Origin of the sequence: Amycolatopsis japonica (assembly GCF_000732925.1) — a bacterium.
GTDB lineage: Bacteria > Actinomycetota > Actinomycetes > Mycobacteriales > Pseudonocardiaceae > Amycolatopsis > Amycolatopsis japonica.
On record NZ_CP008953.1, the window covers coordinates 4,651,774 to 4,665,545 of the forward strand.

Annotated in this window: 8 protein-coding genes and 1 pseudogene; 5 read left to right on the forward strand and 4 right to left on the reverse strand. The window is 69.3% G+C overall.

Features of this window, described 5'->3' with window-relative positions; translation table 11 throughout:
* Window positions 1-174: 174 nt before the first annotated feature.
* The gene (locus AJAP_RS21570; RefSeq protein WP_407639372.1) at window positions 175-2,697 is read left to right on the forward strand and encodes a LamG-like jellyroll fold domain-containing protein; all 2,523 of its coding nucleotides are present in this window, start codon (window positions 175-177) and stop codon (window positions 2,695-2,697) included.
* A gap of 21 nt (window positions 2,698-2,718) precedes the next feature.
* Here AJAP_RS21570 and AJAP_RS21575 read toward each other — a convergent pair whose 3' ends face one another.
* Window positions 2,719-4,374: a DUF885 domain-containing protein gene (locus AJAP_RS21575; protein ID WP_038514641.1), complete on the reverse strand. Its 1,656-nt coding sequence runs from the start codon at window positions 4,372-4,374 to the stop codon at window positions 2,719-2,721.
* A gap of 236 nt (window positions 4,375-4,610) precedes the next feature.
* Here AJAP_RS21575 and AJAP_RS45345 point away from each other — a divergent pair.
* The 3 genes and pseudogenes from AJAP_RS45345 to AJAP_RS21600 form a co-directional block, all read left to right on the forward strand.
* Window positions 4,611-5,357 (forward strand): annotated as a pseudogene (locus AJAP_RS45345) (patatin-like phospholipase family protein); the annotation flags it as partial.
* A gap of 559 nt (window positions 5,358-5,916) precedes the next feature.
* Window positions 5,917-7,881 carry a DUF3376 domain-containing protein gene (locus AJAP_RS21595; protein WP_038514653.1) on the forward strand — a complete coding sequence of 655 codons (1,965 nt, stop codon included), beginning with the start codon at window positions 5,917-5,919 and terminating at the stop codon, window positions 7,879-7,881.
* 28 nt (window positions 7,882-7,909) lie between these two features.
* Window positions 7,910-8,908: an enoyl-CoA hydratase/isomerase family protein gene (locus AJAP_RS21600; RefSeq protein WP_038523570.1), complete on the forward strand. Its 999-nt coding sequence runs from the start codon at window positions 7,910-7,912 to the stop codon at window positions 8,906-8,908.
* Here the strand turns inward: AJAP_RS21600 and AJAP_RS21605 are convergent.
* Both AJAP_RS21605 and AJAP_RS21610 read right to left on the reverse strand, forming a co-directional pair.
* A complete protein-coding gene (locus AJAP_RS21605; protein ID WP_038514656.1) occupies window positions 8,896-9,600 on the reverse strand; it encodes an SWIM zinc finger family protein in 705 nt (234 codons plus the stop codon). The genes AJAP_RS21600 and AJAP_RS21605 overlap by 13 nt on opposite strands.
* Entirely contained in the window at window positions 9,593-12,589 is a 2,997-nt protein-coding gene (locus tag AJAP_RS21610; RefSeq protein WP_038514658.1) for a DEAD/DEAH box helicase, read from the reverse strand. Before AJAP_RS21610 ends, AJAP_RS21605 begins: the two co-directional genes overlap by 8 nt.
* An 86-nt stretch (window positions 12,590-12,675) precedes the next feature.
* Between AJAP_RS21610 and AJAP_RS21615 the strand changes: the two genes are divergently transcribed.
* Window positions 12,676-13,293 (forward strand): YaaA family protein, encoded by a 618-nt coding sequence (locus AJAP_RS21615; RefSeq protein WP_038514661.1) that lies wholly within the window; start codon window positions 12,676-12,678, stop codon window positions 13,291-13,293.
* 1 nt (window position 13,294) lies between these two features.
* On the opposite strand, the gene AJAP_RS21620 is transcribed toward AJAP_RS21615, so the two are convergent.
* Window positions 13,295-13,723, reverse strand: coding sequence for a MarR family winged helix-turn-helix transcriptional regulator (locus AJAP_RS21620; RefSeq protein WP_038514663.1), 429 nt, complete (start codon window positions 13,721-13,723; stop codon window positions 13,295-13,297).
* Window positions 13,724-13,772: the final 49 nt, after the last annotated feature.

Genomic DNA, 13,772 nt, shown 5'->3' on the forward strand with positions numbered 1-13,772 from the left:
CCTTCGACGCTTTACAACGTTGTATCAACGATGTAAAAACATCCTGACGGCCAGCCGTGGCCCGGCTCACACCGGTTCCCACCGGCCACGGGGTCGTGGTTTCACGCCTGCACAGGTCCAGTGGGAGGCGCACCTCCGCCGAGGCGGCCGCCCCCGGAGAAGGGTGTCGAGCAGATGTTGCCAACGTTGTCACCACAACGCCCCCGGAGGCCGAGACGCTTCCGGAAATCCCTGACCGCCGCGGTGGTCGCCCTCACTGCCCTGGCGTCGACGCCGGGGGCCGCGACGGCCGCGGAGAGCGGCTGGAAGATGGGCAAGCCACGCCTGACCACCCCGTGGACGAACCAGGTTTCGCCCACCAACGCGTTGCCCGAGTACCCGCGGCCGCAACTGGTGCGCGAGAACTGGCAGAACCTCAACGGGGTCTGGGAGTTCGCCGGCGCCGCACCCGGCGAGGTCCCGCCCTTCGGCGAGAAGCTCGCCGAGAAGATCCTGGTCCCCTACCCCACCGAATCGGCGCTGTCCGGGATCCAGCGGCACGAGGACTTCATGTGGTACCGGCGCACGTTCACCGTGCCCCGGAACTGGAACGTCGGCAAGGACAACACCCTCCGGATCAACTTCGGCGCGGTCGATTACAAGGCGAAGGTCTACGTCAACGGCAAGGAGGTCGCCGCGCACCAGGGCGGTTACGGCGCGTTCTCCGCGGACGTCACCTCGGCGCTGAAACCCCAGGGAGAGCAGGAGATCATCGTCGGCGTCGAGGATCGTACCGACGCCACCTGGCAGCCCGTCGGCAAACAGCGCCGGGTCCCCGACCGCGGGATCTTCTACGAAGGCGCGTCGGGAATCTGGCAGACGGTGTGGATGGAACCGGTCGCGGCCAAGCACGTCGGCACGCTCGGCATGGTCCCCGATCTCAAATCCTCCACGCTCAAGCTCACCGTCGACACCGGCGGGAACTCCGGGCTGACCGTCGAGGCCGTGGTCCGCGACGGCCGGAAGGTGGTCAGCCGCAGCAAGGCGTCCGCGGCAGGCACGATCTCGCTGCCGGTGCCCCAGGCGAAACTCTGGTCGCCGGATTCGCCGTTCCTCTACGACCTCGACGTCGAGTTGAAGGACGGCCGCCGCACCGTGGACAAGGTGTCGTCCTACTTCGGCATGCGTGAATTCGGCACCGCGAAGGGCGCCGACGGCAAACTCCGGTTCACCCTCAACGGCAAGATCCTCTTCCTCCAGTCCACTTTGGACCAGGGTTACTGGCCGGACGGCATCTACACCGCGCCGACCGACCAGGCGCTGCGCTTCGACCTAGAACAGCACAAGGTCCTCGGCTTCAACACGGTCCGCAAGCACATCAAGACCGAACCCGACCGCTGGTACCACCACGCCGACAAGCTCGGTCTGCTCGTCTGGCAGGACATGCCGTCGATGCGCACCGGTGGCCGCCCGCCCGTCGACGCTCAACGGCAGTTCAAGGCAGAGCTGAAGGAACTGGTCGACCAGAAGAAGAACTGGACCTCGATCGTCGGCTACGTGCCGTTCAACGAGGGCTGGGCGGAGTGGTCGCGCGAGGAGACCGGGCAGGTCGCCGAGAGCGTCAAGGCCCAGGACCCGACGCGGCTGGTCAACGCGCACAGCGGGGTCAACTGCTGCGATTCGCTCGGCGACTCGGGCAAGGGCGACGTCCTCGACTGGCATTCCTACCCTGGCCCCGCGAAGCCGATGCCCGACGCCAAGCGGATCTCGATCGACGGCGAGCACGGCGGCTACGGCCTCGAAGTCCAGGACCACATGTGGTTCGGCGAAGGCCACGCCTACGAAATGGTGAAGGACCAGGCGACCCTGAACAGCCGCTACGTCCAGAACCAGCGCGACGTGCTCGCGTCCGCGCAGAGCTGCGGTATCAGCGGCTCGATCTACACGCAGATCACCGACGTCGAGCACGAGGTCAACGGCTTCTTCACCTACGACAGGCAGGTGAAGAAGATGGACTTCGCGCAGGTGCGCGCGGTCAACCAGGCGATCATCCGCAACGCCGACGGCAGCGGTTCGGGCGCACCCGACCCCGGCCCCGGCACTCCGGGGATCGACGGCGTGCACGCCTACAAGTTCGACGAGGGCACCGGTTCCAGCGCCAAGGACTCCGTCGGCACCGCGCACGCCACGCTGACCAACGCGCAGTGGGCGGGCGGCGTCGAAGGCGGCGCGCTGGCCTTCGCCGGCAACGGGCAGGCCGACACCGGGGCGAACCTCGTCAACACGGCGGGCAGCTACTCGGTTTCGGCGTGGGCGAAGCTGGATGAGGCGAGCGGCGCGTTCCAGACCGTCGTCAGCCAGGACACCGGCCGCGACAGCGCCTTCTTCCTGCAGTACTCCGGGCAGGACCAGCGGTGGGCGATGAGCTTCGTCGGCCTCCGCGCCCTGTCGCCGGAGAAGCCGGAAGTCGGCCGCTGGTACCACCTGACCGGCGTTCGAGACGCCAAGGCGGGCACGTTGTCGCTGTACGTCGACGGCGCGAAGGTCGCCTCGCAGAACGCCTGCTCGGCCGCCCCGAGCACCGGTCACACGGTGATCGGCCGCGGCCAGTACGGCGGTCAGCAGGTCGACTTCCTGCGTGGCGCGGTGGACGACGTCCGGCTCTACGACCGGCCGCTGTCCGACGCCGAGGTCGCGACGCTCGCGAAGCGCGACTGAGCCCGAGCACGCGGCGCCGGGTCACTCCCGGCGCCGCGTGTCCGTCACCCATCCCCGCACGATGTCGCCGAGCACGGGCAACGGCACTTGCCCGTTCTTCAGGACGACGTCGTGGAAGTCGCGGATGTCGAACGTCTCGCCAAGTTGTTCCTCGGCGAAGGCGCGCATCCGCTGGATCTCCAGCCTGCCCGTCATGTACGACAGCGCCTGACCGGGCCATTCGATATAGCGGTCGGTCTCCGATTGCACCTCGACATCGCTGAGCACGCAGTGTTCGCCGAGGTAATCCACGCATCGCTGCCTGCTCCAGCCCAGCGCGTGCAGTCCGGTGTCGACGACGAGCCGCGCGGCGCGCAAGGAATCCTCGGCCACCATGCCGAGCCGCATCACGTCGTCGGAGTACAGCCCCATCTCGTCGGCGAGCCGTTCGGTGTAGAGCGCCCAGCCCTCGTCGAACGCCGAGAGCGGGACGAGCCTGCGCAGCCGAGGCACTTCCTCGAGTTCGTAGGACACACCGGCCTGGAAATGGTGCCCTGGAACGGCTTCGTGGAAGGCGACCGACTCGGCGATGAACCGGAACCGTTCGGTCACCCGGTAGGTGTTGGTGGAGTAGACGCCGGGACGGCTGCCGTCCGCCGACGGCGGCATGTAGTACGCCTGCGCGGCGGAGGGCCCGTCGGCTTCCGGCACGGCACGCACGACGCATTCCGCCGACGGAATCCGCCGGAACCAGCCGGGCGCGGCGGCCGCGGCCCGCACGACCGCTTCCGTCGCGGTCGTGATCATCTCGTCCGCGTCCCGCCAGCGCAGCGACGGATCGGTGCGCATCCGCCGCCGGACCGCGACGGGATCGTCCTCGCCGAAGACGGCCGCGCCGAGCCGCCGGTACTCCTCGTCCAGCGCCCGGCCGAGTTCGAGACCGGTCTCGTGCAGTTCCTCCGGTGAGATCCCGGTGGTGGTGTGCGTCTTGACCAGGCCGGCGTAGCTCTCCTTGCCGCCATCCAGCCAGCAGAGACCCGGCCGGTCGTCGGGGCGGCCGTGTCCGGCGATCTCCCGGGCGAGCATCTCGCGGTAGGCGACGAGCGCCGGCCGCACCCGCTCGGCGAACAGCCGCTCCCGTCGCGCGACGCGGTCGCCGGTCAGCGGCGGGACGAGCAACGGGTGGCGTTCGGCGGCCAGGACCCGGTCGAGGTAGTCGACGGCGTTGCGTACCGCGCGTTCCACCGGGGTCCGGCCGGCCGCGATCCCGGCACGATGGCGTTCGGCCAGTGCCGCGAAGAACTCCGGGAACACCGCCAGCCTGGCCAGATAGTCCTCCTCCGCCTGCTCCCCCGACGGCTCCAGCTGCGGAAGCCACGCCAGCACCCCGATCCCCTCGGCCGCCATCGGATCGGCGAGGACGAATTCCGTCAGCCGCGAATCCAGCCTGGTCAGGAGCGATTCCGTGTGATGGGCGATGACTCCGAGGGTGATCCGATCCGGATCGGTGGACCGGGCGGCGAGCCCGGCGATCCGGACGGCCCGCTCCCGCAGCCGATCGTCCCCCGCCTTCGAAACGTCCCGCAATTCGTGGTCGTGCCCGGGGACGTTGTCGAACGTCGCCATCAAGGGAAGCTCGGTCGCGAGGACGTCGAGGAGTTCGTCCGCCAATTCCGCCGCGGTGGGCTCATCGCTCATGACCGATGACTACCAGACCGGGGCCCTCGTTCGCTGGCAGATATTCGCAATGGCAAAGCGGATCAGCCTCGACTGCGTCACGACCACTCATCGTTTACGCATTCCAGTAACCCCTGTTCCGGAATCGCCGACCTCTTCACAGGGAGGCAGCGATGACCGTCATGAATTCTTCCGCACGTCCGCATGATCTCCGCCTTGCGCTCTGCATGCGTGGTGGTGTCAGCCTCGCCGTGTGGATGGGTGGCGCGTGCCGCGAAATCACCGCGCTCCGTTCCGCCGACGGTTCCCAGGATTCGCCGGAAGCGGTGACGGCACGGGATATCACCCAACGCGCCATTTACCGGAAGATCCTCACCGTCGCCGGATACGAGCACGTCGATGTCGACGTCATCGCCGGGACCAGCGCGGGCGGGCTCAACGGCGCGCTGCTCGCCAGTCATCTCGTCTACGGAATGCGTTTCGACGACGGAATCCGGGACATCTGGCTCAAATTGGGCGATCTCGAGTTGCTCACCCGGCACCCCGGGCACGGAATCCCGCCTTCTCTGCTCGACGGCGACGGCGGCTTCTACGCGAAGCTCGCGGAACAGGTGAAACAATTGCTCGACACCTCGTCGTGCAATCCCTTGCGCACCGATGCCTCCCCTCGACTCGTCCGCCTCATCCTCACCGCCACGAGACTGTTCCCGCGCAATGAATACCTGCGCCCTTCCGTCGGACAGGCCCTGCTCGCGAGCTGGTCTCAGGCTCATCTCGCCTTTCGCCATTACCGGACCGAATGCGGGGTCGCCCACCCGATCTTCAGCGATTTCCCCGCCGGTTCGACGGCGCATCTCGACCGGCTCGCCTACGCCGCGCGGACGACGTCGTCCTTCCCCGGGGCTTTCGAGCCGGCGAGGTTGACGGTGACCGGTCCCGAGATCGTCGACGACAAACCGTGGCTCGACGCCGTCGGCACGTGCAGCGAGACCGGCGTCCCGGATGTGGGCGGGACCCAGGCGCAGTTGATGGACGGCGGTGTCCTCGACAACATCCCGCTCTCCTGGGCCATCCGCGCGGTCGCCGGCGCGCCCGCTCAGGCACCCGTCGACCGCTGGTTGCTCTATCTGCAGCCGGTGCCGCCGACGCCGGCCAAACTCCCCGCCAACAGCAAGGAACAGGGCTCGCTCGCCCGGCTGGCACGGGTGGTCAAGGCCTTGATCCGCACCAAGATGAACAGCGAGTCCCTATTGGACGACGCGGCCGAGCTCAGCGACGCCTGGACGTCCGCGCAACGGCTGCACGGCACCGCCGGCGGCCTTCCCGGAGACCCCGGCCTGCGGAATCTCCCCGGCCCGAAGGCACGCCGGAAACTGATGCCGCGCTATGCCGAGGCCGTGGCCTCCGTGGAGGCCGACCGGCTGGCGAGACTGGTCGACGACCCGATCTCGTTGACCGGTCCCGATCCGCTTCCGATCCCCGACAGCCGCACGTTCACCTCCGGGCAGGCCGCGGCTCCGATCCTCGAACTCCTGCGGGGCCCCGCCGTTCCCGATCTCGTCTGTGTGCCCGGAGCGAAGAAGCTCACCGTTTCGTGGTTCCGTTCCCTGCTGGCACCCGCGCGCCGTCGCACTGGTCCTGGACTGGGTCCAGGCCATCGAAGCCGGGCAAAGCCTGAACAAGAAGCAGAAGGCGGCGCTCAGTTCGATCCGCGACAAGCTGTACGAGACCCGCTTCGCCTGCGAAGTCCTCCTTGCCTGCCGCGATCGGCTGCTCCTCCGCGGTGGCTCACCGGATTTCGAGGTCCTTCCCTGGGTCATGGCCGCCTGCCGTCGTCTCGCCTGCTTCATCGAGACCGCCGGCGGACTCCGGTCCGGAGAGAACTGGTGCTGCGCCATCGCCGACGTCGCCGAACACGCCGTCCACGCGGATCTACTCCCCGTCGCGCCGGACTTCCCGGAGCCGTTCCTCATCCCGATCTGGCGCCGGGTCGGAAAGCTGGCCAGGGAACTCGTCTCCGCGCTGGGGAAACGCGCGAAGGCACCGGGGTTCACCGCGCTCTACGAGGCGGCACGCATCGACCTGAAGTCGACGCTCGACGTCTTCGCCGTGGCCGAACTCCTGATCGGTCCCCTCCGCCCCGATCCGCTCTCCGAGCCGAGCCGGATCCGCGTGCACGCCATGTCCGCGGTCGCCAAAAGCCCCCTGGAGCCGATCCTGCTGGCCGAGCCACCGGTCGACGACATCCAGCGGGTCGAGCGCAAGCTTAGCGGGAACCAGTTGATGAACTTCGCCAGTTTCCTGTCCTCGCGCTGGCGGCTCAACGACTGGACCTGGGGCCGCCTCGACGCGGCCTGTTCACTGGTCGACGTCGTCGCCAGGAGCGAGCGTCTCCAGGCGAGGAAGGACACCGAACTCGTCGAGTGGCTCCGGGATCTCTACGCCGAGCAGTATGTCCACGTGTTCGGCAAGACTTCGGACGACCTCGACGCGCGTCCCGAACTGGCGGGGCTCATCGGCCCCTGGGAAGCACTCGGCGTGACCCCGGCGAACGTCCGGCACAAGCTCCCGATCCTGCTCACCACCTGGCTGCACTGGAACATCCTGCAACAGGAGATCCCGCTGCTCACCGGCCTCGCCGAATTGCGGCACAACGGCGACATCCCGCCTACCGGCACGCAGCTCAAGGAAGCGACCGGCACCTCTGTCGCCCGGCTCTCGGACAAGGCCCAGGTTCTCGGGAAGGTCGGCGCCGAAACGGTGCGCGTGCTCTTCAAACGCCCCCACCTCCGAAGAGCGGGCCTACGCCTCGGCCTGGTCACCTGGCGGGCGATCCAACCGGCGGGAACGAGCAAGGGCGCCAAACTGGGACGGACGCTGTTCGCGGTGACCAAGCCCATGGTCGTGCCGCCTCTGCTGATCGGCTTCCTCGCTCCCTTGTGGAGTGTCGTCGCCGCGTTACTCGCGTGGGGCGCGGTGTCGGTCGGCACGAACGAGTGGTTCAGCCCGCCGGGTCACCTTTTCCTGGCGATCGGGATCGGCTTCGCGGGCGGGTACTTCTGCTGGCACTACCTCCCCGACAAAGGCGGAGCGACCCCGTTCCGCCGGGTGGTCGCGTTCGCGGTGGGCGCGTTGCTCTACCTGCTCGGCCTGGGCCTACTCCTGCGAAGAACCGCACTGCCTTGGGAATTCGATCCCTGGGAGCGTGCCGCCTACGTCGGCGGGTTGAGCGCGCTGAGCGTTCTCGTCTCGTTGTGGGGCGTTACCGCCGTCGGAATCCGGAGCGGGCGCGGGCGACGTCTCACCTTCGTCGGGCTCACCGTGCTCTTCCCCGCCCTCGTCGCCGCATCACTGACCGCGCTGGCCTCCGTGCTGCTTTGGCCGGGAGAACCACTCACCGGCTGGGCGGCCACCGGCATCCTCTACTTCACCATCGCGTGGGAGACGGTCATGCTGACGAGGTACTTCCCGGACCCGCCGCTCGCGCCGTCGAATTCGGCTGAGGCGTACGCCACAACCGCCACATAGTAGGACTTCCTACTTTTAGGGTGGCTTGGTGAATGACGTCCAGTTCCTCGTCGAGAGCGGAATCGGCCGGATCACGCTGAACCGGCCGCGTGCGCTGAACTCGCTGAACCACGGCATGGTCCTCGCCATGCTCGACCACCTCGAAACGTGGCGTGCCGACCCGGGTGTCCGTGCCGTGCTGATCGACGGCGCGGGCGATCGCGGGCTCTGCGCCGGCGGTGACATCCGCGCCATCTACGAGGACGCGCGCGCCGGCGGCACCGCGTCGTTGCGGTTCTGGGCCGACGAATACCGCCTCAACCTCCTGATCTCGCGCTACCCCAAGCCGTATCTCGCCCTCATGGACGGGCTGGTGATGGGCGGCGGAGTCGGCGTCTCCGCGCACGGCAGCCACCGGATCGTCACCGAACGCTCCCGCGTCGGCATGCCCGAGACCGGTATCGGTTTCGTCCCGGACGTCGGCGGCACGTATCTGTTGTCACGGACTCCCGGCGAACTCGGGACGCATATCGCGCTCACCGCCGGGGCGGTCTCCGGGCCAGACGCGATCCACTGTGGACTCGCCGACCACTTCGTGCCCAGCGAACGGATCCCGGACCTGCTCGACGCGCTCACGTCGCGTCCCACGGAAGACGCGCTGAAGTCGATCGCCGAACCGGCGCCGCCGAGCGCGCTGGCCGGGGACGCCGCCTGGATCGACCACTGCTACGCGGCGGGCACCGTCGAAGAGATCCTGGCCCGGCTCCACGCCGCGGGTGACGCGGCGGCCACCGCCGCCAAGGAGATCGAGGCGAAGTCACCGACCGCACTGAAGGTGACCCTGCGGGCGCTCCGGTCGGCGGCGGCGATGCCCGATCTGGAAACCGTGCTGGCACAGGAATACCGGATCTCGGCCCACGCTCTCTCAACCGCCGAATTCGCCGAAGGCATCCGAGCGCAGATCATCGACAAGGACCGCGCTCCGAAGTGGTCCCCCGCCACTCTGTCCGAAGTGGACGACAGGATCGTCGACGCCTACTTCTCCTGACCGGTGATCGCCCGGTAGAGCGGCCGCAGCAGGGCGGTGACCGAGGTTCCGTCCACTGTGGCCTTGAGCGGCGGGACCTCGTCGAGCAGTCCCAGGGGATCCCCGGCGGGCGGCCGCCGCCGGTTCGTGACGTCCCCGGCCGGGCCCCAGCCGAAGAAGTCGTCCATCACCTCGTCGAGCCCGGGTGTCCCGTCATCCGCGGCCGGGCCCGTCACGCGCGCGCCCGCCTGCCGTCCGATCTCTTCGAGCAGTGTCGCGCGATCGCGCCCTCGAAGCGTGAAGATCGCGAACGGGTCCGCGTCCGCTTCGAGGGCGATCAGGCCCGCGACGAGGTGATCGCACGGGACACGGGTGCCGGGACACGTGCAGTCCAGCGACAGTTCCCACGCCGCCTCGGGGAACAGCGGCACCTGCTCGGCGGCGAAGAAGCGATCGATGCCGTCCGGCACCCGTCCGTCGAGCAGGGCGGTCCTCGTGGGCTCGTCCGCGACGACGGCGGCGACGACCGCCGTCCACACCTGTTTGCCGAACGCCGGCAGGCCGATACGGACCTCGTAGAACCGTTGCCTGGTCACCCGCACCCTGGCGACGGCGGCCCCCGGCCCCAGCGTGAGCGTGTCGACCGTGCAGGGCGGCACCAGTCCTTTGTGGACGCCCAGCTCGTCGAGCGCCCGGCGGAATCCGTCAGTCATCGGCCGCCTCCCGGCCGAGCGTGAAGACCTCGCGCAGCGAATCGGTGGACAGCTCGGTGAGCCAGTCCTCCCCGTCGGTGACGACGAGATCGGCCAGCGCCTCCTTCTTGGTGATGACGTCGTCGATCCGTTCCTCGATGGTTCCGGGGCAGACGAATTTCCGCACCTGGACACTGCGCCGCTGGCCGATGCGGAAGGCGCGGTCGGTGGCCTGCTCCTCGACCGCCGGATTCCACCACCGGTCGAGATGCAGGACGTGGGTGGCGGCGGTGAGGGTCAGTCCCGCTCCCCCGGTCTTCAGCGACGCGAGCAGGATCGACGGACCCTCGCCCGACTGGAAGTGCTCGACGATCGAATCGCGCCGCCGCTGGGACAGCCCGCCGTGCAGGAAGGCGATCTTCACGTTCAGCCGGTGCGAGAGATGCGGGACGAGCAGGTGTCCGAACTCGGCGAACTGGGTGAAGCACAGCGCGCGGTCGCCCGAGTCCAGGATCTCCGCCAGGAGTTCTTCGAGCCGGTTGACCTTGCCGGAGCGGTGCCCGATCGGCGAACCGTCGTGCAGCAGATGCGCGGGATGGTTGCAGATCTGCTTGAGCTTGGTGATCGCGGCGAGGATGTTGCCGCGCCGTTTGACCCCGGCGCTGTCGGCGATCTTCGTCATCATCTCGTCCACGGTCGCGCGGTACAACGTCACCTGTTCGCGGGTGAGGCGGTATTCCTGCAGGATCTCGATCTTCTCGGGCAGATCCGCGAGGACGGTGGGGTCGGTTTTGAGGCGCCGCAACAAGAACGGCCGGGTCAGGCGGCGCAGCTCGGTGGCGGCCGCGAGGTCGCCCCGTCGCTCGATCGGCACCTCGAACCGCTCTCGGAACTCTTGCCTGCCACCGAGGACGCCCGGGTTGAGCAGATCCGAAAGCGACCACAGGTCGGCGAGCCGGTTCTCCACCGGCGTCCCGGTCAGGGCGACCCGGTGCCCGGCGGGGATCCGGCGCAAGGCCTGCGCGGGTCCGGTGTTCTGGTTCTTGACCGCTTGCGCCTCGTCGAGCGCGAGCCGGTGCCAGCGGATGCCCGCGAGTTCGTCGGCGTCGCGGGCGGCGGTCGAGTAGGTGGTGACGACGAGATCCACGCCTTCGGTCCGCACGCGGCCGCGGTCGGCGCCGTGATGGAGGTGGACGCGCAACTCCGGGGCGAATTTGGCGGCTTCCCGTTGCCACGTCCCGAGCAGCGACATCGGGCAGACCAGCAGTGTCGGCCGCCTGTCGTCCTGCGCCCTCTCCATCGCTTCGAGCGCGAGCAACTGGACGGTCTTGCCCAGCCCCATGTCGTCGGCGAGGCAGGCCCCGAGCCCGATCGACGTCATGAACGAAAGCCAGGCGACACCGCGGCTCTGATAGGGCCGCAGCGTCGCCACGAAGGTCGGCGGCGGCTCGACCGGTTCGATGGTGCGCTGAACCCGCCCGGCGAGGAAATCGTCGATCCAGCCGTCGGTGGTGACTTCGGTGACCGGCAGCGGCGCTTCGAAACCGCCATGGAGCAGGGCGAGGAGGTCCGCCGGGGTGGGCAGCGGCGGCTTCTCGCGGTCCGGATCGCGGCGGAGGTACTCGAGGCCCGCGCGCAACAGTTCGGGATCCACGCTCACCCACCGGCCGCGCAGCCGCACCAACGACGACTTCGCGGCGGCGAGCCCGGCGAGTTCCTCGTCGGTCAGCGCGTCCTCCCCGACGGCTAGCGCCCAGCGGTACGAGGCGAGCTGATGCCGCCCGAGCCGGTGCACGGCGGCCTGGTCGACCGGCGCGCCGCGGACGGACAGCTTGAGCGCGAGCTTCCGCCTGCCACCCCAGCTCGCCGGGAGCTGGACGTCGAAGCCGGCCGCGACCAGCTGTTCCGCGCCGCCGTCGAGGAACTCCACGGTTTCGGCGACGGTGAGGTCGTAAACGCCCGGCTTCTCGGCCTCGACCGCGGGCCCGAGCAGCGGCAGCACCCCGGCGGCGCGCTCCAGCTCGGCGGTGAAGAGACCTTCGGGGTCGGTGAACTTCGCGCCGGCCTTGCCGGACCAGACGTCCTCGGCGGGGAGCAGGAGACTGGGGTCGGCCGCGGAGCGCAGGAGGAATCGCAGCTGCCACTTGGTCCCGTCGCCGGTCTGGTCGTCCGGATCGTCGGCAGGGCCGTGCAGCGTCGGAACCTCGTCGAGCCGGACGCAGACGGTGCCCTCGGTGAGGTCCGTGTCGCCGAGCGCGTCCCAGGCGGCGATGCCCTCGGCGACGATCCCCATGCGCCCCGGCGACTGGCCGACCCGGTCGTCGGCACTCTTCAGCGCGTGGAGCCATGACCCGAACGGGCCTTCGCGCCCATCGCTTTCCGTGGCATGCCCGGCGGCCGCGAGCCGGTCGCGAACCGCCGCGTCGACCAGGGTGTGCAGCGCGTCGGTGACGAGCGCCGCCGGATCCGGTCCGGGATGTTCGGCCCGGCCGACGGGAGGGGTGGCCGCGATCAGCGCGCGGACCGCGACCGCGTCACCGCCCCGGGCCACCGGCCGCCAGCGCGCCCGCGCCACGATCTCGTTCCGCACGAGCGTCGGCAGCACCCGGCCGCGGCGGACCAGGTCGTCCGCCAGCCGGACGACGGCACGGAGATGACGGACCGACGTGCCGTAACCGACCGTCTCGGCCAGGTCCTCCAGCTCCGATGGGTCGATCAAGAGCGCCGGCACCGACCAGGGTTCCAGCGTCGGTTCCGGCTGCGGGCGGCCGCGGGTACCCAGTTCGGGTGAGGCGATCGGGCCGCCGCGCCGCGAGGGCAACAGCAGCACGGCCGTCGCCGGCTTGCCGGGATGCAGGGCGGTCAGATCCGCGACCGAGGCGGCGAACGGATGCGGCCGGGCCGCGGTCGACGGCCGCATCGACGTCGTCGCCGGGCGATCGCCGTGCTCACCCCACAGCACGATCCCGCGGCCACGGGACCACAGGCCGTGCACGACGAGTGGCGACATGTTCCCCCTCTCCGCGCCTCTGGTCCCTCCAGCATGCCCGGCACCGATCAGCGGCCGGTCAGCGAGTCGCCGATAGGATCCCTTCGATGGAGGCAGCCGACGTTCTCGACGCGATCGATCCGCGCGAGGCACTGACCGTTCTCGGCCCTTCCAAGGCCAAGAACCGAGGCGGACAGGCCGGGGAAACCGCGACGGCCTGGTCGGAACCGATGCTTCGCGCACGAGCCGAGATCTTGGCAAGGTCCAAGGTCGAAAGCGGCGGTCTGCGGCCCGCGTGGCTGCGCTACAGCGGGAACTTCTACCGGAACGTCGGCAGCGCGCTGGGCGAGGCAGCCGAGAACGGGCGGACGCTGATCCTCAGCGGCGGCTACGGGATCCTGCGCGCCGACGAGCCGATCTCCTACTACGACCGGAAGCTGCGGCTCAGCGACTGGCCGCCGGGAGTACTCGAAGACGCCGTTCTGGGGGAAGCGCGCCGGATCGGCGCGACGAAAGCGGTCACGTTCGTCTCCGCCAGCGCCGATTACGCGAAACTGGCCCGGCGGATCCCTTGGGACATCGAGGCCTTGCTGGTGACGATCGAGTTCCACGGTGGCGGGGCGCAGGTCGAAGTGCCACGACGGCTGGCGCAGGCTTTCAGCGCGTGGTGGCGCCGGTCGCCGTCGGACTATCCGGCGGGCATGGTCGTGGAGGAGCTGGGCTGACTCACGGCCACCGCGCTTCGGAAAGCACGCGCGCGGCCTTGAGGAACGTCTTGCGGTCGGCAGCCGGCAGCTGGCCTAGCAACCGTTCCTCCTGCTCCTGAATCCGGGCTTGGGCCGATCGCCGCGACGCGCGGCCCGCCTCGGTGATCCCCAGTAGCCGGACCCGGCGGTCCTTCGGATCCGGCTCGCGAGTGATCAGCCCGTCCTCCTGGAGGGTGTCGAGGGTGCCGATGATCCGGGTCTTGTCCGCGCCGATCGCCTTGGCGAGCGCGGCCTGTGTGCGGACGGGCCCGTCGTCGAGGGCGCTCAGCACCACGTAGCCCCACATGGTCAACCCGTGCTCGGCCAGCACCGGCGTCTCGGCGTTCATCAGCCGTCGCATCAGCCCGCCGAGCATCGCCGCGAGATCCGGCCTCCCCTGCTCCGCCATGCGCAGACCATACCGACCGAGGTCCGGGAACCGGTTGACTAACTCGTAT